Below are 22,945 nucleotides of genomic sequence, written 5' to 3'. Positions count from 1 at the left end.
CAACTGTCAGTCATCAGGCCCAAAATCAGCTGGCGTGATCCGGATGTCGGATAAATGGAACAATGCTGGTGCAGAAAAAAGGGGAAGTCCTGGCGCTAATCAGGCTTTGGTAGGCAGGAAGAATGCGGTAGTGTAACGATATAGTCTCTGGATTGATCTCAACGTGACGAGGCCCATTATTCCCCTGCCAGACTCGGCAGGGTTTTTTTTTGCGAGTGAAAGTCTCGCTTGGGCAATCATCGGGTCATATGGATCGGGAAATATCGGTCTGCTAGGAGGCTGTCCGAGAATAGCGATCGTAGCGAGGGCGAGGCTGGTTGAGTTGGATTTTTCGATCATTTGAGGCGTCTCGGGCATGGCTATCGAAAGGCAAGTGGGTAACCATGCAGAAACACATGAAGCTATCTGACACCATACTGTGCACGGTAGGCTTCAATTGCTGTGACATGATGCGTTAAATCTTCTCGAGTGTGCAAGTATTTAATGATGTCATCCAGCGTGATGAGAGGAAAGGCCTTAATTCCGTGATTGGATTCAATTTCCTGAATGGCAGAAAGTTCCCGTTCTCCCCGTTCCATGCGGTCAAGCGCGACCATAATGCCACAGGGTGTGGCATGCGCTGCGCGAATGATATCGATGGATTGTTGCACCGAGATTCCTGCGGAGACCACATCATCGACAATCAGGATGCGTCCGGCTAACGGTGCGCCCACGATGCTGCCTTCCTCGCCATGATCCTTGGCTTCCTTGCGGTTGAAGCTGAACGGGTGATTGTGCCCATGTTCGGCAAGTGCGATAGCGATGGCGCTAACTAATGGGATGCCTTTGTATGCCGGGCCGAATAGGGCGTCAAATGGAATTTTTGCGTCAAGAATGGCCTGGGCATAAAACTGGCCAAGCTGGCGTAATGCATGACCATCGTTAAATAATCCTGTATTGAAGAAATACGGAGAGAGCCGCCCCGCCTTAGTCTTGAAGTTTCCAAAACATAGCACTTTATAGTGGATGGCGAAATCGATAAATTTTTGCTGAAAATCTGACATGATTCTGTAATGTTTTAATCTGGAAATCTCGGCGGGATGGACCGTCATACGGTCTAGAAACTGTGCGATTCAGTTGAATTCGATGACAAGGATTCTGGTGACATTTGTCGCATGATGCGATTGATTCAACCCGCTCAGTGAAAGAAGTGAGTCAGTGCCATTCATGGGCGACAGGTATTGAAGCTGTCTTAAAAGCTGGTCAAACGGGTACAATGATCAACGTAATTCCAGGTAGTTATGTTCGGTTATCTTGCTCCATTTTCTGGCTTTGGTCAGGAATGCTTGCTGGCTTTGAATGACTTCCTGAGCGAGTGTCGATCGGTCGGCTGCTTGCAACAACAATTCTTCATTGGATTGTTTGAAGGCATCCAGCACGTCATCCGGGAAAGTCCGGATATTGATGCCATGTTCCTTGCGCATGTTTTCCCAGGCTAAGGTATTGCGATAGAAAGATTCGGACAACATATCAAATGAAGCTTCTTTGGCAGAGAGGGCGATAATCGTTCTCAAATCGTCGGGCAAGGCATCAAATTTTTTCTTGTTGATGAAAAGATGCAGTTCGGCGCCTGGCTCATGCCATCCGGTGTAATAATACGGTGCGATTTTCTGGAACCCCATTTTTTCGTCATTGGCCGGTCCCACCCACTCCACCGCATCGATTGTGCGGCGTTCTAATGCGGTATAAAGCTCACCCGGTGGCACACTGACCGGTTTCATCCCAACTCTTTCCACCACTTCTCCGGCGTGGCCGGGGATGCGCATTTTCAATCCCTTTAAATCATCCAGCGAGTTGATTTCGTTTCTGAACCATCCGCCCATCTGAATATGGGTGTTTCCTGCAGGAAAAGCGACGATATTATGCCTAGCATAAACTTTGTGCAATAACTCCAGTCCCCCACCATAGTAATACCATGCATTCATTTCGGTCGGCGTCAAACCGAAAGGTGTCGTTGTGAAGAAGGTGGTGGCGGGATCTTTGCCTTTATAGTAATAGGAGGCCGTATGGCCCATCTCGTAAACACCGGTGCGTACAAAATCAAAAATCCCAAGCGGCGCTTTGTGTCTGCCAGGCGCATCCACGATAATTTGCATGCGCCCGCCTGACATTTTCACCACATTCTCGGCAAATCTTTTGGCCGCATTGTGCAACATGGGGGTGCCTTCCGGCCAGGACATTGCCAGGCGCCATTGATATAGGGGCTCGGCATGCGACTGTGATGCGAAGAGCAGAGTAAATAATACAAACAGCGCAAACAGCGTTTGACCAGTGGGCGTTCTGATTAGCCTGCCAGGGGAGGGCGCAAGATGTTTCTTTGGAGATGGCGACTCAAACGACTTTTTCTTCATCTTCAAAATTCAGTATTGCCTTGCCTTGTTCATCGATATCCACTGTTACCTTGCCGCCATTGGCCAGTCGTCCAAATAGCAATTCATCGGCCAGGGCGCTGCGGATAATGTCCTGTATCAGGCGGGCCATGGGGCGCGCGCCCATGAGCGGGTCGAATCCATTGATGGCCAAATAGGTGCGCAAATTGTCGGTGAAGGCGGCCTCTACTTTTTTCTCCTGGAGTTGGGTTTCGAGCTCGATCAGGAATTTGTCCACCACGCGCAAGATGATCGCCTCGTTCAAGGGTGCAAAAGAAATGATTGCATCGAGCCGGTTGCGGAACTCTGGCGTGAATAAGCGTTTGATTTCAACCAGTTCATCACCGGATTTTGCATGTTTGGCAAATCCGATCGATGACTTGGTCAAGGTATCGGCGCCGGCATTGGTGGTCATGATGATGATCACATTGCGGAAATCCGCTTTACGGCCGGTATTGTCGGTGAGTGCACCATAATCCATGACCTGGAGTAATACATTGAAAATGTCCGGGTGTGCCTTTTCGATTTCATCCAGCAGTAGTACGGCGTGCGGTTGTTTGATGATGGTCTCGGTCAGCAAGCCGCCTTGATCAAAACCGACATATCCGGGTGGTGCGCCTATCAGCCTTGAAACCGCGTGGCGTTCCATGTATTCGGACATGTCAAAGCGATGCAGGGGGATGCCCAGCGTATAAGCTAGCTGGCGCGCAACCTCGGTTTTTCCTACGCCGGTTGGCCCAGAGAAAAGAAATGAGCCGATCGGTTTGTGGGTATCTCCTAAGCCGCTGCGAGCCATTTTGATCGCGGCAGTGAGCGCGTCTATTGCCGTATCCTGCCCAAAAACGATCGCTTTCAGATCACGGTCCAGTGTTTTGAGTTTGTGGCGATCATCGCTAGAGACGCTCTGGGGCGGAATTCGAGCGAGTTTGGCGATGACCTGTTCAATTTCATGCTTGCCAATGATTTTGCGTTTTCTGGATTTGGGCAGCACGCGCTGGGCCGCTCCGGCTTCATCGATAACATCGATGGCTTTATCTGGCAAGTGCCGATCGCTGATAAAGCGAGCAGACAACTCGGACGCGGCGGATAAGGCAGCCTCCGTGTATTTGACATGATGATGCTTCTCGTAGCGAGATTTCAATCCGCGCAGGATTTCCACTGTTTCACCGATACTGGGTTCGGGTACGTCGATTTTTTGGAATCGCCGGGACAATGCATGATCTTTCTCGAAAATGCCGCGATACTCATTGTAGGTCGTAGCGCCTATACATTTCAGGCGTCCTGAACTTAATGCCGGTTTTAACAGATTGGAGGCGTCCAGAGTCCCGCCAGATGCCGCACCGGCACCAATCAGGGTATGAATTTCATCGATGAATAGAATGGCCTTGGGGTTGTCCGTAAGCTGTTTCAATACAATTTTGAGTCGTTGCTCGAAATCACCACGATATTTTGTACCGGCCAGGAGTGCACCCATATCCAGCGCGTAGACATGATGTTCAGCCAGCACCTCGGGCACCCGGTTTTCTGTGATGCGTCTGGCAAGACCTTCAGCGATGGCTGTTTTGCCTACGCCAGCTTCGCCCACCAATAGCGGATTATTCTTGCGGCGGCGGCACAAGGTTTGGATAACGCGCTCAATTTCCTTTTCACGCCCGATAAGTGGATCGATCCGGTTTGCCGTAGCTTGATTATTCAGATTGATCGTATAGTTTTCCAGCGTATTGCCCGGATTCTGTTGATCGCTGTCACTGCCTTCTTCGTGCTTTTCCGACTCACTGTTTTGCGACACTTTGCTTATTTTGTGGGAGATATAATTGACAATATCCAGTCTTGTCACGCCTCTTTGCTGCAGGAAGTATGCGGCGTGCGAATCTTTTTCACCAAAAATCGCGACCAAAACATTCGCGCCAGTGACTTCTTTTTTTCCTGAGGACTGCACATGAAGGATCGCCCGCTGGATAACCCGCTGGAAGCCTAATGTGGGTTGGGTATCGACTTCATCGGAGCCTTCCACGATGGGCGTATGGCGATTGATATGATCCTGCAGAGATTTGCGCAAATCTTCAATGTCAACCGCGCAGGCTATCAGAACTTCTGCAGCACTGGGATTATCGAGTAGCGCCAGCAATAAGTGTTCCACTGTGATGTACTCGTGACGTTTTTGTCTGGACTCGACAAAAGCCATGTGTAAACTTACCTCTAGTTCTTGCGCGATCATATCATTCCTTTTCCATCACACACATCAGTGGGTGTTGATTTTGTCTTGAAAATTCATTTACCTGCTGCACTTTTGTCACCGCAATATCGCTAGGATAAATACCACAAACACTTGCACCTTCAGTATGAATCTTGAGCATGATTCGAGTTGCCATTTCTTCGTTCATGGCAAAAAAGCTCCGTAAAACCTTGACTACGAAATCCATGGGAGTGAAATCATCATTGATCAATATTACTTTGTATAAAGGCGGTGGACTCAATCTGGTTTTTCCTTTTTCGAGTACGCCGCCACCAGGATTTCGGTTGCCTGTCGTCATAACTTATATTATTGATATTCTATAAGAAAAATACTAGTAAGTATTTATACTCATATTTTCATCTCTAACTTAGAGCTTACAGTCACTCGCTAGTTTCAAAGTGGCGTGGATCGACATATTTTGACCCATATTTGTCGGTTACGACAACACGCTGGATACCCTTGAGCACCCATTTTACTCCGGCTTGTGGAAATGTGGATTTAAATAGCGCATGTACTTGTACTTGACTTGAACAATATTTTGCGTAAAACTGCACTTGGCGTTTGGCTTCAAGTTTTCTGCAGTACTGGTTAGAGCCGTTTGCGGTCTTGAAATTCAAATAGTATCAGGGTATCCGGCCCAGTTTTTTAATAGGAAGTAGAAATGGCAACAGGTACAGTAAAATGGTTCAATGATTCCAAAGGATTTGGTTTTATTACTCCAGATGATGGCAGCGAAGATTTGTTCGCGCACTTTTCCGCGATCAACATGTCAGGTTTCAAGACCCTGAAGGAAGGCCAGAAGGTTAGCTTTGAAGTGACTCAAGGACCAAAAGGCAAGCAAGCTTCAAACATCCAGTCAGCTTGATTGCCCAGCTCGATCGGAAGTTGATTCCGGTCGAGTTTGGTTGTAAGCGACCGCAATAATCATCCTGTCAGGATGGGACATTGCGGTCGTTTGAAAAAAATTTATCTTATCAGGCAAAGCGCGTCTGCCTGATAAGAATGATTGCTACATTTTCGCTATCATGGCATTGCCGAAGTCAGAGCATGATACTTGTTTGGCATCCGGCGTTAATCTTGCCAAGTCATAAGTCATGATGCCTTCCTTAATCGTGTTTTCCATTGCGGTGATGATGATGTCGGCGGCTTCCTGCCATCCGATATGCCTGAGCATCATTTCGGCGGAGAGGATAAGGGATCCTGGATTGACCTGATCTTTGCCGGCATATTTGGGGGCGGTGCCATGCGTTGCTTCGAATATCGCGATGGTGTCGCTCAAGTTTGCGCCTGGCGCAATGCCGATACCACCCACTTGTGCGGCCAGGGCATCCGAAATATAGTCGCCATTGAGATTCAGGGTGGCGATGACGTCATATTCTTCCGGGCGTAATAATATTTGCTGCAGGAAGGCGTCGGCGATGACATCCTTGATGATAATTTCATTGCCCTGGTGATGTAACTTCATCCATGGTCCGCCATCGAGCAATTCTGCGCCAAATTCTTTTTCAGCTACCGCATAGCCCCATTTCTTGAATGCGCCTTCGGTAAACTTCATGATGTTGCCTTTATGAACCAAGGTTACCGACCGGCGATTATGATCGATTGCATATTGAATAGCCTTTCTGACCAGCCGTTCGCTGCCTTCCTTCGAGACTGGTTTGACGCCAATTGCCGAGGTGTCTGGGAAGCGTATCTTGGTGATTTCCATATCCTTCATCAGAAAATCAATGACTGTGCGCACTGCTTGAGTACCGGCTTCCCATTCGATGCCTGCATAAATATCTTCAGAATTTTCACGGAAGATGACCATATCCACCTTTTCCGGATGTTTGACGGGGCTGGGAACGCCCTGGAAGTAGCGGACCGGACGTAAGCACACATATAAGTCAAGCAACTGTCGCAATGCAACGTTGATCGAACGGATGCCACCGCTGACAGGAGTGGTCAACGGCCCTTTGATGGATACTGCAAATTCTTTAGCCGCATGCAGGGTTTCATCTGGCAGCCAGATATCTTCACCGTAGACCCGGGTTGACTTTTCACCCGCATAAATTTCCATCCAGGCAATTTGTCGACGCCCTTGATAGGCTTTTTTGACTGCCTCATCGACAACCTTGATCATGACCGGTGTAATATCAATCCCGATGCCATCCCCTTCGATGAAAGGAATAATTGGCTGGTCGGGAACAAGGAGAGAAAAGTCATTCTTGACCGCAATTTTCTGACCAGCAGCGGGTACCTTGATATGTTGATACATAGATAGCATCTCCAGAGGGTTAAAAGATTATAGTTACTCGTTGTTCGAGCGTGATGGATCGTTTTCTTGAGCAGTTGAGGCTGCACCATTGACGAACTCCAATTTATCGGCAACGATGCTCAATGAATCCAAATCCTCCAGAGGCGGTAACTGCTCCAGGGACTGCAGATTCAAATCATTGAGAAAATGTTGAGTCGTCGCATAAAGGAAGGGTCTGCCAGGCACGTCGCGCTGTCCAACAGTCTCAATCCAGCCGCGCGCTTCCAGTGCCTTAATGATCGAGCTGGCGACGACAACCCCCCGGATAGCTTCAATATCGCCCCGAGTGACAGGTTGCCGGTAAACTATGATCGCCAAGGTTTCCAGTGCGGCACGGGAATAGCGTGGTGGCCGGTGCGGAGTGAGCCGGTCGAGAAAAACCTGCATTTCGGGCTTGCTCTGAAATCGCCAGCCGCTGGCTACCTGTGTTAACTCTAACCCGCTGTCATGCCACTTTGCGCGTAAATCGGTCAACGATGCATGCAGTGCCTTATGGTTGATTTGGCCATCGAATAGTCTGCCGAGATCGCTCATGGAGAGCGGTTCCTGAGCTGTCAGCAAGGCTGTCTCAAGAATCCTGAGGATTTCGTTCGGCTTGGGTGCTGCATCGATTTCAACGGGTTGAGTCAGAGTGGATAGAGTGGACATAGATGGTTCCAAATCGCTCCGTTTGCACAATGTTAATCAACGATTCACGCGCCAATTCCAGCAAAGCAAGGAAGCTGGCCACAAGCTTATTAACGTTGGCAGTATCGCTAAATAATTCAGTGAAGGGAACCTCTTTTCGAGTCTGCAAGTTTCTCAGAATCTCGCTCATGCATGCGCGCACGGAAATGGCCTCATGTTGAATATGATGGTGGCGGTTGGCTTTGGCGCGTTCCATCAAGGCGAGCCATGTGTTGCGCAAGTCGTCAAGATTTACATTGGGTAGTTGCTCGACCGTGACAGAATCAATCCACACTTGTGGCAGCAGAAAATCCCGATGGGCCATGGGCAAGGTATTCAAGTGCATGGCAGCTTTTTTGATTTGCTCGTATTCCAGAAGCCGGCGCACCAGTTCAGCGCGTGGATCGGCCTGCTCTTCCTTGGTGGCTGCCGGACGTGGAAGCAGTGAACGAGATTTGATGTCGATTAATAATGCGGTCATGAGTAAATATTCTGCAGCCAGCTCGAACTGGTCGGTACGCATCGATTCTACATAGGCGACATATTGCCGGGTCAGCTCGACCATGGGGATGTCCAGGATATTCAGATTATGCTTGCGAATCAGATAAAGCAGGAGATCGAGCGGTCCCTCGAAGGTTTCCAGGAAGACCTCAAGCGCTTCCGGGGGAATGTACAGATCCTGTGGGATCTCCAGAAATGGCTCGCCAAGTACTTTTGCAATGGTCTGGTTTGACATTTCCCTGCTAACGGATGGATGCCGACCGGTGGTAGCCAGATTGTCAGAGATAGCTCAAGCCGAGTGCTTCTCTGACATCACGCATGGTTTCTTCAGCGAGTCGATTGGCTTTTTCGCACCCATCCGCAACGATATTGCGCATCAAGGCAGGATCTTCTTCGTACATGCGCGCGCGCTCCAGTATCGGTGCCTGTTCCGCCAGAATCGATTCGATCACCGGTTGTTTGCATTCTAGGCATCCAATTCCGGCTGTTGTGCAGCCTTGCTGAACCCAGTCCCGGACTTCATCGGGTGAGTAGAGTAAATGAAATTGCCATACGGGGCACTTTGCCGGGTCACCGGGATCACTGCGACGGATACGGGCTGGATCGGTCGGCATGGTGCGAATTTTTTTGCGGACACTGTCGGCATCTTCCCGCAAGCCAATCGTATTGCCATAGGACTTGGACATTTTCTGTCCATCTAAGCCGGGCATTTTCGATGCTTTGGTCAGCAGGGTTTCAGGTTCGGATAAAATGATCCTGCCACCTCCTTCCAGGTAGCCGAATAAACGTTCACGATCGCCGGTATTCAGGTTTTGTTGTTCTTCCAGCAAGGATCTTGCCTCTGCCAGGGCATTCTCATCACCATGTTCCTGGTAGCGATTGCGTAGTTCGCGATAAAGCCTGGATTTCTTGGAGCCCAGTTTTTTTATAGCCTGGCTCGCCTTTTCTTCAAATCCGGGTTCCTTACCAAAAATATGATTGAATCGTCGCGATATCTCCCGGGTAAACTCCAGGTGAGGTGCCTGATCCTCGCCGACCGGAACGAGGTTGGCGCGGTAAATCAATATATCGGCGCTTTGCAAAAGCGGATAGCCTAGAAAACCATAAGTGCTCAAATCTTTCTCGGTAAGCTTTTCCTGTTGATCTTTATAGGTTGGGACGCGTTCCAGCCAACCAAGAGGGGTGATCATGGATAGCAATAAATATAATTCCGCATGAGCGGGTACTTTGGATTGGATGAACAGCGTTGCCTGAGAAGGGTCTACGCCTGCGGCCAGCCAATCGATTACCATGTTCCAGGTATTCTGTTCGATGATTTCTGGTGCATCGTAATGGGTGGTCAGCGCATGCCAATCTGCAACAAAAAACAGACATTCGTACTTTTGCTGCAGAGTCAGCCAATTTTTTAGAACACCATGATAATGCCCCAAGTGCAAACTGCCTGTGGGGCGCATGCCTGAGAGAACGCGGTCAGCGAACATTTTACGAAACCTTAAACAACATTAAAATGAAATAAATGGAAATTTCCAGCGATACAGAAGTGTGATGAAATGTAGTTTACAACTTACACATACAAGCCGAAAAGCATGACGATCATCTGCTTGGTAAACTTGATTAGAGGCCACAAGACAACCCCCAAAGCGCCGCTGATCAAGAGCGTCAATAATATTATGAACCCATAGGGTTCTATTTGAGCGAATTTCCAGGCGAGCCTATTAGGCAGTAAGCTGACGGCAATGCGGCCACCATCGAGGGGCGGGAGCGGCAATAAATTCAAAACCATCAGAATGACATTGATTTCGATGCCAGCAATGCCCATCAGGATTAATGGTTTGGCATAGGTGCTTTCAGGAAAAGCCAGGCCCAGCTTGATGACTGCTGCCCAGAAAAAGGCCATGAGCAGGTTGGCACCTGGTCCGGCAGCGGCAACCCATAGCATGTCGCGTTTCGGCCGGCGTAATTGACTGAAATTGACCGGGACAGGCTTGGCCCAGCCAAAAAGGAAGCCGCCGCCCATCATGAGTTTGCTGGCGACAAACATGGTCAGTGGAACGAGTATGGTGCCAACTGGATCGATATGCCGGATCGGGTTCAGGCTGATACGACCGGCCATCTCGGCGGTCAGATCGCCAAAATGCTTGGCAACATAGCCATGTGCTGCTTCGTGCAGGGTGATCGCGAAGATGACCGGCAGCGCATAAATGGTAATGCCCTGAATGATGCTATCCATGGGTAAGTCCAAAAGGTGAGAGACTGCCTTTCCCCGAACGGATTAATTCTGGCATGTCATTGGTCAGGTCGATCACGGTAGTCATTTCGGTGCCACAGGAACCGGAGTCCATGACCAATTCAACCTGGTGTTCGAGGCGTGCACGAATTTTTTCGGCATCGTTCAAAGGCAATTCATCGCCAGGTAAAATCAGTGTCGAGCTCAGCAATGGTTCGTCAAGCTCAGCCAGTAGCGCATGTGTGACAGGATGTTCCGGGATACGCAGCCCGATCGTGTGGCGTTTGGGATGCTGCAGGCGGCGTGGCACTTCACGTGTGGCGGCTAGAATGAAAGTATAATTGCCTGGTGTGGAGGCCTTGAGCAGCCGGTATTGCGCATTGTCGACCTTGGCATAGGTTGCGATTTCAGCCAGATCCCGGCATACCAGAGTGAAATGGTGATTTTCATCAACTTTGCGAATGGCGCGGATACGATCCATTGCTTCTTTGTTGCCTATTTGGCAACCCAGAGCATAGCAGGAGTCGGTGGGATAAACGATCACTCCGCCTTTGCGTACAATATCCACCGCCTGGCGAATCAACCTCAAATGAGGGGTCTGCGTGTGTATGGAAAAAAATTGAGCCATGATCAATATTATTAGCTGTTAAGGGTTGGAATTATAGCCAGCCTCACGTACTGTGTACTGTAGATCAATTTACCGGGAGAATGGCATATTGTTGCTTTGTCCAATGATTGTGTTGTCGGCTTGATGATTATGGTCAAACGGCATCTTCCAGTCGTGCCAGATGGGGGTGCATTCGGACGGTAATGACGGCAATCGACCGAGATTGAAATAACTTTCTCCTGGGCCGTGATAATCGGAGCCGCAGGATGCGAGCAAATTCAGCCGTGTTGCCAATTGAGCAAACTGTCTGACCTGGTCGGGTGTATGGCTGGAAGAGACGACCTCGATACCCGCGCCCCCCAGTGCGCAAAAATCCTGTAACAATTGCTCAAGTAAATTTTTGCCCAATTTATAGCGGGCCGGATGTGCGATGACAGCTTGGCCGCCACTGCCGCGTATCCAACCAATTGCTTCTTCGAGGGTTGCCCAGGTGTGCGGCGTATAACCGGGCTTTCCCTTGACAAGAAATTTCTTGAATACGGATCTGACATCTTTGGCATGTCCGCTTTCAACCAGAAAACGGGCAAAGTGCGTGCGCCCAATCAACCTGCTTTCGCCGGCGTGGCCGCACGCACCTTCGAAACTGCCGTGAATCCCGAATTTATCCAGCTGTGCGGCAATGAGGCGTGCGCGTTCCGTGCGGCCTTCACGGATTTTTTCTAATCCCTCGATCAAGGGTAAATGATTTGGGTCAATGCCGAGCCCAAGAATATGTAGCGTGCGTCCATGCCATGTGACAGAAATTTCAACGCCATTGATTAGCAGAATGTTTCTTTCATGCGCAGCAGAATCGGCTTCAACCAGTCCCGCGACATCGTCATGGTCGGTCAGCGCCAGAACCTGCACACCACGTGAGGCAGCATGTGCCAAGAGTTGCGTAGGTGATAATATGCCGTCGGAGGCAGTCGAGTGACAATGCAAATCAATATTGGGCATCAGAAAGGTGTGGAATCGTCTAGTGCCCTCATCATAGCAAATAACCGCTGCGATTAAAAATAACCTGGTTAAGAGCCAGGATGTAAACAAATCAATTCTCTTTCGAGTTTAACAGGAAAATATTATGAATCAACTTCGGGATACCTGGTCGCATTTATCAGCTGCGCCCCATCGCAGTTTGTTTCTGGCTGGTACGTTGCAGGGAGTATTGACACTATTATGGTGGGTGCTCGATCTTGCCGGGCGTTTGGGTCTGATGGCCGATGTGATGGTCTGGAGCATTGTGCCAATCTGGGCGCATGCCTTTCTGATGATTTATACTTTCTTTTCGTTTTTCATCCTCGGATTTCTGTTCACGACCTTTCCAAATTGGATGAACGGCAAAAAAATCAAACCGCAGCAGTATATGCAGGTCTGCATGCTGATGGTGGCTGGAACGATGTTGTTTTATGCAGGATTGTTTGCCGGAAAACTGATTGTGATTGCGGGTATCGGGTTGATGCTGATGGGGTGGGGGAAGGCGGCCATCCTGTTGTTCGATGTGTTATTGACGGCGCCCGCTGAGGACAAGCGCCATGCTTGGGTGGCTGCTATTGCGTTTGCCGCGGGTGGATTGGGTCTGGGCGCCTTCTTGTTATGGGTGGTGACCGAGAATGGCGCATTCCTGAATTTTTCCCGCCAGGCCGGTATCTGGTTCTTTCTCTTGCCTATTGTCATGACCGTTTCACATCGGATGATTCCTTTCTTTTCCAGTCGAGTGCTAACGGATTATGTCTTGGTTCGTCCCTATGTCTTGTTGTGGCTGATGGTGGGGTGCTCGGCTTTGCACGGCCTCTTGCAGTTGCTGGGCTATTCGCAGTATGCCTGGGGGGGTGATCTGCTGCTCGCCGGATGTGCGTTATATCTCAGTTTTATCTGGGGGTTCTTCCGCAGTTTTAGCGTCAGGTTGCTGGCTGTGTTGCATGTGGCCTTTGCCTGGCTGGGGGTATCCATGCTGCTATTTGCCTTACAGGGCCTGCTTGATTGGCAGTTACCAGCGTATCGTCATGGGTTGGGGCTGGCACCGCTGCATGCGCTAGGTATTGGATATTTTGCCAGCATGGTGATCGGCATGGCTTCACGCGTCACGCTGGGACATTCCGGCCGCCCATTAGTACTGGATAATTTGACGTGGTGGCTGTTTATTGGGTTTCAGGCAGCGACGTTGTTCAGAATTTTGCCGGATATTGTGCCTGCCATTGCATTTCTGGCACCGTCGTTTTATTTGGTTGCGGGAGGTATATGGTTGAGCTGCTTCTTGCTGTGGGCGGCAAAATATATGCCGATATACTGGAAGGCGAGAGTGGATGACAAAGCAGGCTGAGCGACAGCTGTCACATTTCTAATGTGAAAACCCATAGGTATGGCCTCTTCTTGTGAAATGGATTGCATCAGGAAGAGGCCATACACGGGTTCAGATTCAAGAGCGATTGAGTTTCAAATAGTTATGATGGCGCTCTGAAGCAAACCCATGATACGTATTTTACTCGGATGAGTCGTTGTCCGAATCAAGGTCATTGGGAGCAGCTTCACGTTCGATAAAGGCGGACGGAGGTGGCTTGTCCATAGGGTGTTTTTTCGAGTCGCAGGCAGATAATACAATTGCCATGAACACAATGACGAAATAGAAATATTTCACAATTGACCTCATGTCTATTTAGTTAATAAGAAGTAGTAAATGATAGTATAACCATCAAGTTAATACAACCTGAGATGTGGGCCGAGCGATGGCTGAGGGTGTGAATGCTGTCAGGAAGAATGTTCCTGATGGCTATGTCCTTGGATCTTCCAGTTTTGAAGAATCCGGAAATCGTCAGCCGTTCCGAGTGGGTGTTAACTCGTGCGGGTGCTACCGGCGGGGCTTAAGGCTATAGGGCACTTCTAAAAATCCATATTTCGTCACAATACGTCGTTGTTCACAAAAAATGTCTCCTTACCTGTCAAGCATATGCTGCGTCAACATTTTTTGTTCTCGCCTGGTCTTGTTTAAAACGCTGAATTTTTAGAGGTGTCCTAAATATAGTCTCTTCGTGCGGGGTGCCAATTTATTGAATGAGGAAGCCAGGCGGCGCGATACAGGCGGCGAATCCGGCTCGGTCGGATTCGCTTGCGGGTGGATGCTAAAAATTGAAGTACAAATTGACGGATAATATGTGCTGCATTTGATCGGCTTGCTTGTATTTCTTGATATAGTGATTCATATAGCCGACTTCCATGGTTGTTTCCGGATTGAACCGGTAGGCAATGCCTGAAAAAGCCCTGTTTTGATCAAAGCCTCGCCTCAGACCCTGATCAGTATTGTTCAAGTGCACGAAGACCTCATTCGTGAAGGCAAATCTGAATGCCGGCGGTGCAAATGGGATAGGTAATGTTAATTTCGCCAGTTGGCGGAAGCGGAAAGCGACATCATCACTTTGAGAAATGTCGAAGAATCGTTCCTCGAGACGAAAGCGCAGCATCGTTGCTGCATCGGAGAAGGTATCATTCCAAAGCAATTGTTGCCATATGCGGTATTCGTTAAATGGATTCTGAGTGAATGGTTTGCTGGTTGGCGCCCAGGCAAAACCGGTCCAGATACTGGTTTTGCTGTTAATGGCATAGCCGGCCCCAAGTCGTATGAGGCTTTGGGAGAATCGTGAGCTGTCATTGCCAAATCGTCCCTGCCCCTCCAGCCAATACTTGAAATCTTTCCAGTCTTGGTTGAGCGCACCCAAATTACCCACTGCCGTGATATTGCCCCAGGTCTGGAAATCTTCGGTCACGCCAGCCGCGTCAGCAGGTGTCGCTGACAAGCCCAGCATGGCAATGCTGGCGAGATAAAACGTTTTTTTCATTGTTGTCGAAAGTTGGTGGTGGTTTATCGGACAGTTTCACCTGCGCAACCAGTGCGTGATCTTGCTAGTTGAGGCTAGCAAGGGGCGCGGGTATGCTAAACTCGGAATACCTTCGGCCGGAATTTTATGATTCCTGCTTTTGCAAATGATTATAACTTGAATTGGAGTTAGAGAAATATGAGAAGAATCGTTACTTTGTCGCTGGCATTGTCTGGCTGCGCATTGATTTTGTTGAGTGGTTGCTCCAGAAATAGTGACTATATGCCTAGCGGGGACGCAACGGGCGAACAGATCTTTAAGGAAGCTTGCGTACAATGCCATACGCCGGTAAATGGCAACGTCATGGTCCTGAAAGCGGAAATGGCGAGCCCGGAAGCGATTATCGAGCGCGTGAGAAACGGTAAGGGATTTGGCATGCCTGCATTCCCGAACCTGATGGGTGACTCGGTGGAAAGCCTGGCAGATTATGTGTTGGAGAATAGCGCGACCCAATAGCAAACAGCGAGGCATGCTATGGAAACGGCTATCGTGACGTTATAGTATTGGCTATCTGGGATGTGCGGGTTCTGCAAAATTCCGGATGGCTTTGCTGCACTCGCAATGATTGATTCAGCGTTGCTTTGGTCAAAAAACTATCAAGCTGAGTGCAAGTCGGGTCAGCGGGATAGGCTTTGCATTTTGTTGAGCGTTGCTGGTGGCTGGCTCGCTGCATGGCGCTGGCCGCAATTTTAGTGGCATTGTTTTCAAGACCAATGCTGAAATTTCCATATAGGTAGGATTCGATCTTGTTAGAGAGCACATTAGCCAGAAATTCCACAACACCGCCATACAAATCGAGTTGTATGACCTGCAGTTTTCGTGAGCTGTGTTTGCCTGTAGGGCTGGAGGATGAGGAAATTGAGCATTTAGGTAAGCTGATTAATCACAAATTCAAAGTGCGGCGGGGTGAATTTTTATTGCACGCTGGATCGGCGTTCAAATCGCTCTATGCCGTCAAGAATGGGTTCTTTAAAACGAGTGTGCTCAAGGCGGATGGACGCCAGCAGGTGACAGGCTTTTATATGACCGGAGAATTGCTGGGATTGGATGCAATCAGTCTTGGCAAGCATGCCGGTGATACCGTGGCACTCGATGATAGCGAGGTTTGCGAAGTTCCCTTCAATAAGCTGGAAGAAATCGGGCGGAGTATTCCTTTGCTGATGAGCCAGTTTCACAAAATCATGAGCCGAGAAATCGTTCAAGATCACAGCGTCATGATGTTGCTCGGTAGTATGCGTGCAGAGGAGCGGTTGACAACCTTTCTGCTTAATTTATCCGATCGATTGTCCAAGCGCGGTTATTCGCCAACCAGTTTTATTTTACGCATGACCCGGGAAGAGATTGGCAGTTATTTGGGCCTGAAACTGGAAACTGTCAGCCGATCCTTTTCAAAGCTGCAGGAAGAAGGTCTCATCACAATTAATAACAAACACGTCACATTGAATAATATCGATGCACTGAACCGTAAAATCGGTGATACCGTCTGCTGATCCTGTCTTTAAAGGGCACCTTTAAAAATTCAGCGTTTTAAACAAGACCAGACGAGAACAAAAAATGTTGACGCAGCATATGATGGATATGTGAGGGACATTTTTTGTGAACAACGACGTATTGTGACGAAATAGGGATTTTTAGGGGTGCCCTAAAGTGAATTTGACTATTCTTGAGCACGGCCTGGGCCATGGTATAATTCCGGCGAAGGATTATGCGGCTTGTCCGTGTGCATGGAAAGCCAAGAGGTCCTTTCTGAGATACGAAATAATCTGTTCGAATTTTAATCAACTCAAGTAAATACACAAAACTCGTGCCTGCTAAGATAGGGTGCCTTCTGAGAAGGAAGCGTGTCGGCAGGTGACGGTTAACCCTAAGGAGAATTTATGTCAGTGACCATGCGTCAAATGTTGGAAGCCGGTGTGCATTTTGGGCATCAGACTCGTTTCTGGAATCCCAAGATGGCCCCCTATATTTTTGGCCAACGTAATAAAATCCATATTGTCAATCTTGAAAAGACCCTGGTGAAGCTTGATGAAGCGCTGGGCTACGCCCGCAGGCTTTCAGCAAATAAGGGTACGATACTTTTTGTTGGCACCAAACGCCAGGCGCGCGATATCGTTAAGGAAGAAGCGATCCGTTGTGGCGCTCCCTATGTCAACCAGCGTTGGTTGGGCGGTATGCTGACTAATTTCAAGACGATCAGACAATCAATCAAACGCCTGCATGACATGGAGAAAATGGTGCAGGATGGTTCGCTGAATAAGCTCGTCAAAAAAGAAGCGCTTGATTTCCAGCGCGAGTTGGAAAAGCTCAATAACAGCCTCGGTGGGATCAAGGACATGAAGGGACTGCCCGATGCCATGTTTGTGATCGACGTGGGCTATCAAAAGGGGGCGATTGTGGAAGCCAGCAAGCTTGGCATCCCGCTTGTGGGGGTCGTGGATACAAATCACAATCCTGTGGGAATCGATTATGTGATACCTGGTAATGATGATTCCAGCCAGGCTATCCGGCTTTATGCCCGTGCCATGGCGGATGCCGTGCTGGAAGGCCGAAACCAGTCTATTCAGGAAATCGTTGATATGAGTAAATCCGATGAGGAGCTGGCGCTCGCTGCAGACCAGTCTTCAACGGTCGAGGAACAAGCATAGCCCTTGGAGGCGAGTTTTAGATCATTGGTTTAATGAATGTGCGTGGTGCGGAGTTGACCGGCGTCATTCTGGGCCACCACATCAATGTGGTTTGAATTTTGGGATTTGGAGTGAATATGGCGGAAATTACCGCGAGTATGGTGAAAGAACTGCGTGAGCTTACAGGCTTGGGCATGATGGAATGTAAAAAAGCGCTCTCGGAAGCTGATGGAGATATGAAGGCGGCCGAGGATCTTTTGCGGATAAAGAGTGGGGCCAAAGCCAGCAAAGCGGCTGGGCGTATTGCCGCTGAGGGGGTGGTGAGCGGATTCGTCTCGGCTGATGGCAAGCGAGGCGCGCTGGTGGAGATTAACTGCGAAACCGATTTTGTTGCCAAGAATGAAGATTTCATCAATTTTGCCAAAAATTTGGCGCAGTTGATGGTGAACGAGAATGTCTCGGATATTGCAGCATTGACTGAAATGATGCTCTCTGAAAGTGAAACAGTAGAGGCGGCGCGCAAGGCATTGGTCATGAAACTGGGCGAGAATATCAGTTTGCGGCGTGGGGCGAATTATGAAACCGAAGGCCAACTCGCTATGTATTTGCATGGGTCAAGAATTGGTGTGCTGCTCGATTATTCGGGGGGAGATGAAGTGCTAGGTAAAGATCTGGCGATGCACGTGGCTGCGAGCAAGCCAGTCTGTGTTTCAAGCGATCAGGTGTCGGCCGATTTGCTGGCCCGTGAACGCCAGATTTTTGCGGCCCAGGCAGCGGAAAGTGGCAAGCCGGCTAATATTGTAGAGAAAATGGTAGAAGGGCGAGTTGCCAAATATCTAGCAGAAGTGACCTTGCTCGGTCAACCTTTTGTCAAGAATCCAGAGCAAACCGTCGAGAAACTTCTGGCAGAAAAATCTGCCAAGGTTAATCGGTTTGCATTGTTCGTGGTCGGTGAGGGAATCGAAAAGAAATCCGATGATTTTGCCGCTGAAGTCATGGCGCAGGTGGGCCAGTCAAAATAAAGTGGTATCTCTGAGACTTACGTTTTCCGGGTCAGGCAAGCCGCAAATAATCGAGATGCGGTCATCGCTCACTAGGCAAACATTTATTTGTTCTGAGTACAGTGCAGCCAAGAAAACCGAACCACCAGAGATACCTACAACCAGTCCCCGATCCTCAATCATCCACTCTTAAGTTTATAAAATGTCGGCAATCTATAAACGTATCTTGTTGAAATTATCAGGTGAAGCACTCATGGGTGATGCCAATTACGGTATCGATCGCATGGTGGTGGATCGCATAGTGGTCGAGATTGCCGCTATTCTGGAGCTGGGAGTTGAAATCGCAATTGTAGTCGGGGGCGGTAACATTTTTCGCGGCATGAAGTCGGCTGGCGACGGCATGGATCGTGTGACAGCGGATTACATGGGCATGCTAGCGACCACAATGAATGCGCTGGCGCTGCACGATGCGATGAAACGAGGCGGAGTCGTCTCGCGTGTGCAATCAGCCTTGCGCATCGATCAGGTCGTGGAGCCTTATATTCGTGGCAAGGCACTACGTTATCTGGAAGAGCGAAAAGTGGTGGTGTTTGCAGCGGGGACCGGCAACCCCTTTTTCACCACGGATACGGCTGCTGCCCTGCGCGGCATGGAAATGAGCGCAAACATCGTGTTGAAGGCGACCAAGGTCGATGGTATTTATACCAGCGATCCACTCACCAATCCGGATGCCAAACGTTTCCAAAAACTGACTTTTGATGAAGCCATTGGCAAGAATCTTCAAGTGATGGATGCAACAGCCTTGACATTATGCCGGGATCAAAAACTGCCTATCAACGTATTCAGTATTTTCAAGACTGGTGCACTCAGGCGGGTTGTCATGGGAGAAGATGAGGGAACATTGGTGGTGGCCTGAGTTCGAAAATGCATTGTGATTCGAAAAGCATTTCGGAAATTGTTTAATTTTCAAACAGAAAAGTCTACTAACATATGATTGCTGATGTAAAGAAATCTGCAGAACAAAAGATGCAGAAAAGTCTGGAGGCGCTCCAAGTTGATTTTGGCAAGGTCAGAAGTGGACGTCCGCACGCAGGCCTGCTGGACCATATCATGGTCGACTATTATGGTACCCCGACGCCTATCAAACAACTGGCAAATGTAACTTTGGCTGATGCTCGAACTATTGGCATCATTCCGTGGGACAAGAAGATGCTGGCAGTTATTGAGAAGGCCGTGCGAGATTCTGACCTGGGCCTGAATCCTATGACAGTGGGCGAAATGGTGCGTGTGCCAATGCCACCGTTGACGGAAGAAAGACGCCGGGATTTGACCAAGATTGTCAAAGCAGAAGCCGAAACGGCACGTATTGCCATGCGCAATGCTCGCCGTGATGCCAATAACCAGCTCAAAGAGTTGCTCAAGGATAAACTGATCGCTGAAGATGAGGATCGGCGCGGGCAGGAAGAAATTCAGAAACTCACCAATCATTATATTGCTGAAGTGGATAAGTTATTGCAAACCAAAGAATCTGAATTGATGGCTGTCTGACGTATGTCCGAAACACCGAGCTCAACGCGTGACATTCCTGAAATTGGCGCGATGCCCAAGCATGTAGCCATCATCATGGATGGTAATGGCCGGTGGGCGAAACAGCGTTATCTCCCTCGTACAGCAGGACATAGGCAAGGCGTCGAGGCAGTCAGAGGGATTATCAGGGCCTGCATCGAGCGCGAGATCAAATACTTAACGATTTTTGCGTTTAGCAGTGAGAACTGGCGCAGACCCGAAGAAGAAGTGAAATTGCTGATGCAGTTGTTTCTGGTCGCGCTGGAACGAGAAGTTGCAAAACTGCATGAAAATGGCATCCGATTCAAAGTGATCGGCGATATTTCCAAATTCGACGCCAAGATTATCGATTGCATACGGCAAGGTGAGGCGTTGACTGCCAATAATGCGCGCTTGCACTTTACAGTCGCGGCTAATTATGGTGGGCGCTGGGACATTATGCAAGCAGTGAAAAAAATGATAGCTCAGGATAGCAGGCTGGCGGATAGTTTTAACGAACTGGATCTCTCCAGGTACTTGGCAATGGGCAATGCGCCCGAACCTGATTTGTTTATCCGTACTGGCGGTGAATGTCGAATCAGTAATTTTTTATTGTGGCAGCTTGCCTATACCGAGTTGTACTTTACCGAAACGCTATGGCCGGATTTTGATGCGGCGTCACTCGATCAGGCGATTGCATCCTATCAGCAACGCGAACGTCGATTTGGACGAACCAGCGAGCAGCTGGTAGCTTCTCTGGCAAAAAACAGAGTAAACGGTTTATGAAGATGCTATTTATTTACCGTTCCCAAACCAACGGGATATGACCGTTCATGCTTAAAACTCGAATTCTTACTGCACTAGCTATGTTGACCGCCTTTCTGGCGGCATTATTTTATTTGCCAGCTATATTCTGGGCCGTCTTGCTCTTGGGCGTGACAGTTACGGCATCCAGAGAATGGGCCCGATTAGGTCGTTTCACAGTCAGGCAAACAGTTTTATATCTAATTCTCACCACCTTGCTGGGTGGAGAGCTATTGTTTCTGGTCAGTGAAGCCGTAAAGGTGGATCCAAGCAGTATGGCCATAATCTGGCTATATGCGCTTTCGACTCTGTTCTGGTTATCGTTGGTACCGATCCTGCTAAGGATAAACTGCCCGATCCAAAACAGCGGACTATTCATGCTGCTCGGCTGGCTGGTATTGCTGCCGACCTGTCTGGCGCTCTATCAGCTGCGTGCAATCGATCCCTGGCTGTTGCTTGGATTCATGGGGGTCATTTGGGTATCGGATAGTACCGCTTATTTTGCCGGGCGCGCATATGGCAAACATAAACTTGCGCCACGAATCAGTCCTGGCAAAACCTGGGAGGGGGTGGCAGGCGCCTTGTGCGGTGTTTTGGTTTACGCACTTGTCTGGTTGTACTTGCTGGACGAAGGAAATTTATTGATCACTTGGCTGGTTCCATTATTATTTGTGCTAACGATGCTGGGCATCATGGGTGACCTTTTTGAGTCGTTGCTAAAACGACATGCGGGTGTCAAGGATAGTGGCAATATTCTGCCCGGTCATGGTGGTATACTGGATCGGATCGATGCGCTGACTTCGACTTTGCCGGTTGCGGCAATGGCAGTAATCCTCATATATTCGACTGAACTATGACTAAAATGCGGTACCTGACCATATTGGGGTCGACGGGTAGTATCGGAGAAAGTACACTGGATGTGGTCGCGCGTCATCCTGACCGTTTCAAAATCGTTGCACTGACTGCGAACGAAAGCGTGGAGAAACTGTTTGCGCAATGCCAACGTTTTCATCCGCATTATGCGGTCATGCTGAATGAAGACGGGGCCGGGCAACTAAATGACGAACTGCGCACGATCGGTTCCGATACCGAGGTACTTTCCGGCGTCGAATCGCTGGAAAAAGTGGCGTCCTTGCCAGAAATCGATACGGTTATGGCCGCAATAGTCGGTGCGGCCGGTATCCGTCCGACACTCGCGGCAGCGCGTACCGGCAAGCAGGTGTTGTTGGCGAATAAGGAAACCCTGGTGATGGCAGGGCGTATCTTTATGGATATGGTCAAGCAACACCAGGCAACATTGTTGCCAATAGACAGCGAGCATAATGCGATTTTTCAGTCCTTGCCACAGCATTTCAGTGGTGATTATGGAGAGTCCGGTGTTCGCCGGATATTGCTGACTGCTTCGGGCGGCCCTTTCCGGAATGCGGCCTGGGCGGAGTTGGAAAGCGTGACGCCTGAACAGGCTTGTGCACACCCCAACTGGGTCATGGGACGTAAAATATCGGTAGATTCGGCGACCATGATGAACAAAGGCCTGGAAGTGATTGAAGCGCACTGGCTATTCGATGCGGACCCGGAGAAAATTCAAGTAGTGGTGCATCCTCAGAGTGTCATTCACTCCATGGTCGAATATATCGATGGCTCAGTACTCGCGCAACTGGGTAATCCCGATATGCGCACGCCGATCGCGCACGCCCTGAGTTATCCGGACAGAATTGAGAGCGGGGTGCGATCTCTCGATATCTTTGAAATTGCACAGCTCGATTTTGAGAAGCCTGATTTCGAACGCTTCCCTTGTCTTGGTTTGGCTTACAAGGCGTTGTCCATGGGAGGAAATATGCCCGCCGTGCTGAATGCCGCCAATGAAGTGGCAGTCGAAGTTTTCCTGGCTGGCGGAATGCCTTTTACAGCTATTCCGGTTATGATCGAACAGGTGATGCAAACGATCAATCAGCAACAAGTCACCAGCCTGGACGATGTGCTTGCGGCCGATTCACTTGCACGTGAGACAGCCCGGGAATGGTTGGCCTGTCAGGTTTAGCAGCACCAATGTGCCAGATACATGCCGCTCATGCTGGAGTCGGCACTGTGGCATCCACATTCTGGAAAAACAAAGGCCGCA

General features: G+C 49.3%; 23 protein-coding genes. 11 read left to right on the top strand and 12 right to left on the bottom strand.

The window, feature by feature from the left end; all coding sequences use genetic code 11:
- Positions 1-401: 401 nt before the first annotated feature.
- The 4 genes from pyrE to clpS form a co-directional block, all read right to left on the bottom strand.
- Positions 402-1,043 carry an orotate phosphoribosyltransferase gene (pyrE, locus tag ABTW62_RS08535; RefSeq protein WP_430904161.1) on the bottom strand — a complete coding sequence of 214 codons (642 nt, stop codon included), beginning with the start codon at positions 1,041-1,043 and terminating at the stop codon, positions 402-404.
- 216 nt (positions 1,044-1,259) lie between these two features.
- Positions 1,260-2,390, bottom strand: a complete 1,131-nt coding sequence (locus ABTW62_RS08530; RefSeq protein WP_430904160.1) for a TRAP transporter substrate-binding protein — start codon at positions 2,388-2,390, stop codon at positions 1,260-1,262.
- On the bottom strand, positions 2,371-4,626 hold the full coding sequence (clpA, locus tag ABTW62_RS08525) for an ATP-dependent Clp protease ATP-binding subunit ClpA (RefSeq protein ID WP_430904159.1): 2,256 nt from the start codon (positions 4,624-4,626) through the stop codon (positions 2,371-2,373). Before clpA ends, ABTW62_RS08530 begins: the two co-directional genes overlap by 20 nt.
- A 1-nt stretch (position 4,627) precedes the next feature.
- Entirely contained in the window at positions 4,628-4,942 is a 315-nt protein-coding gene (clpS, locus tag ABTW62_RS08520) for an ATP-dependent Clp protease adapter ClpS (protein ID WP_430904158.1), read from the bottom strand.
- Between the two features lie 363 nt (positions 4,943-5,305).
- Here clpS and ABTW62_RS08515 point away from each other — a divergent pair, with 363 nt between their 5' ends.
- Complete coding sequence (locus ABTW62_RS08515) at positions 5,306-5,509, top strand: cold-shock protein (RefSeq protein ID WP_004174375.1); 204 nt, start codon at positions 5,306-5,308, stop codon at positions 5,507-5,509.
- Positions 5,510-5,653: 144 nt separating this feature from the next.
- Here ABTW62_RS08515 and icd read toward each other — a convergent pair whose 3' ends face one another.
- The 7 genes from icd to ABTW62_RS08480 all read right to left on the bottom strand — a co-directional run bounded on the left by icd (position 5,654) and on the right by ABTW62_RS08480 (position 11,937).
- A complete protein-coding gene (icd, locus tag ABTW62_RS08510) occupies positions 5,654-6,901 on the bottom strand; it encodes an NADP-dependent isocitrate dehydrogenase (RefSeq protein ID WP_430904157.1) in 1,248 nt (415 codons plus the stop codon).
- Positions 6,902-6,934: 33 nt separating this feature from the next.
- On the bottom strand, positions 6,935-7,588 hold the full coding sequence (gene scpB, locus ABTW62_RS08505) for an SMC-Scp complex subunit ScpB (RefSeq protein ID WP_430904156.1): 654 nt from the start codon (positions 7,586-7,588) through the stop codon (positions 6,935-6,937).
- A complete protein-coding gene (locus tag ABTW62_RS08500) occupies positions 7,554-8,342 on the bottom strand; it encodes a segregation and condensation protein A (RefSeq protein ID WP_430904155.1) in 789 nt (262 codons plus the stop codon). The genes scpB and ABTW62_RS08500 overlap by 35 nt, the downstream gene beginning before the upstream one ends.
- Positions 8,343-8,385: 43 nt before the next feature.
- Positions 8,386-9,588: a tryptophan--tRNA ligase gene (locus ABTW62_RS08495; protein WP_430904153.1), complete on the bottom strand. Its 1,203-nt coding sequence runs from the start codon at positions 9,586-9,588 to the stop codon at positions 8,386-8,388.
- 83 nt (positions 9,589-9,671) lie between these two features.
- Positions 9,672-10,337, bottom strand: coding sequence for a site-2 protease family protein (locus tag ABTW62_RS08490; protein ID WP_430904152.1), 666 nt, complete (start codon positions 10,335-10,337; stop codon positions 9,672-9,674).
- Entirely contained in the window at positions 10,330-10,962 is a 633-nt protein-coding gene (locus tag ABTW62_RS08485) for an L-threonylcarbamoyladenylate synthase (RefSeq protein ID WP_430904151.1), read from the bottom strand. The genes ABTW62_RS08490 and ABTW62_RS08485 overlap by 8 nt, the downstream gene beginning before the upstream one ends.
- 69 nt (positions 10,963-11,031) lie before the next feature.
- Positions 11,032-11,937: a 3',5'-nucleoside bisphosphate phosphatase gene (locus ABTW62_RS08480; protein ID WP_430904150.1), complete on the bottom strand. Its 906-nt coding sequence runs from the start codon at positions 11,935-11,937 to the stop codon at positions 11,032-11,034.
- 124 nt (positions 11,938-12,061) lie between these two features.
- On the opposite strand from ABTW62_RS08480, the gene ABTW62_RS08475 reads away from it, so the two are divergent.
- Positions 12,062-13,300 (top strand): NnrS family protein, encoded by a 1,239-nt coding sequence (locus tag ABTW62_RS08475; RefSeq protein WP_430904149.1) that lies wholly within the window; start codon positions 12,062-12,064, stop codon positions 13,298-13,300.
- Positions 13,301-14,096: 796 nt separating this feature from the next.
- Here the strand turns inward: ABTW62_RS08475 and ABTW62_RS08470 are convergent.
- The gene (locus tag ABTW62_RS08470) at positions 14,097-14,810 is read right to left on the bottom strand and encodes a DUF2490 domain-containing protein (protein WP_430904148.1); all 714 of its coding nucleotides are present in this window, start codon (positions 14,808-14,810) and stop codon (positions 14,097-14,099) included.
- A 177-nt stretch (positions 14,811-14,987) separates the two neighbouring features.
- Between ABTW62_RS08470 and ABTW62_RS08465 the strand changes: the two genes are divergently transcribed.
- From ABTW62_RS08465 to ispC, 9 genes are all read left to right on the top strand, one after another.
- Positions 14,988-15,305, top strand: a complete 318-nt coding sequence (locus tag ABTW62_RS08465; protein ID WP_430904147.1) for a c-type cytochrome — start codon at positions 14,988-14,990, stop codon at positions 15,303-15,305.
- Between the two features lie 287 nt (positions 15,306-15,592).
- Positions 15,593-16,339, top strand: coding sequence for a fumarate/nitrate reduction transcriptional regulator Fnr (gene fnr, locus ABTW62_RS08460; RefSeq protein ID WP_430904162.1), 747 nt, complete (start codon positions 15,593-15,595; stop codon positions 16,337-16,339).
- A gap of 387 nt (positions 16,340-16,726) precedes the next feature.
- Positions 16,727-17,494 carry a 30S ribosomal protein S2 gene (rpsB, locus tag ABTW62_RS08455; protein ID WP_430904146.1) on the top strand — a complete coding sequence of 256 codons (768 nt, stop codon included), beginning with the start codon at positions 16,727-16,729 and terminating at the stop codon, positions 17,492-17,494.
- A 116-nt stretch (positions 17,495-17,610) separates the two neighbouring features.
- Positions 17,611-18,495, top strand: a complete 885-nt coding sequence (tsf, locus tag ABTW62_RS08450) for a translation elongation factor Ts (RefSeq protein ID WP_430904145.1) — start codon at positions 17,611-17,613, stop codon at positions 18,493-18,495.
- Positions 18,496-18,676: 181 nt separating this feature from the next.
- On the top strand, positions 18,677-19,390 hold the full coding sequence (pyrH, locus tag ABTW62_RS08445; RefSeq protein WP_430904144.1) for a UMP kinase: 714 nt from the start codon (positions 18,677-18,679) through the stop codon (positions 19,388-19,390).
- Positions 19,391-19,464: 74 nt separating this feature from the next.
- Complete coding sequence (frr, locus tag ABTW62_RS08440) at positions 19,465-20,022, top strand: ribosome recycling factor (RefSeq protein ID WP_430904143.1); 558 nt, start codon at positions 19,465-19,467, stop codon at positions 20,020-20,022.
- Positions 20,023-20,025: 3 nt separating this feature from the next.
- A complete protein-coding gene (gene uppS, locus ABTW62_RS08435) occupies positions 20,026-20,805 on the top strand; it encodes a polyprenyl diphosphate synthase (RefSeq protein WP_430904142.1) in 780 nt (259 codons plus the stop codon).
- A gap of 47 nt (positions 20,806-20,852) precedes the next feature.
- The gene (locus ABTW62_RS08430; protein WP_430904141.1) at positions 20,853-21,680 is read left to right on the top strand and encodes a phosphatidate cytidylyltransferase; all 828 of its coding nucleotides are present in this window, start codon (positions 20,853-20,855) and stop codon (positions 21,678-21,680) included.
- Positions 21,677-22,864 (top strand): 1-deoxy-D-xylulose-5-phosphate reductoisomerase, encoded by a 1,188-nt coding sequence (gene ispC / locus ABTW62_RS08425; protein WP_430904140.1) that lies wholly within the window; start codon positions 21,677-21,679, stop codon positions 22,862-22,864. Before ABTW62_RS08430 ends, ispC begins: the two co-directional genes overlap by 4 nt.
- Positions 22,865-22,945: the final 81 nt, after the last annotated feature.

The organism is Nitrosomonas sp. ANs5 (assembly GCF_050584665.1).
GTDB lineage: Bacteria > Pseudomonadota > Gammaproteobacteria > Burkholderiales > Nitrosomonadaceae > Nitrosomonas.
Note: the sequence above shows the minus strand (reverse complement) of the source record. Positions and strands in the feature narration are given on the sequence as shown.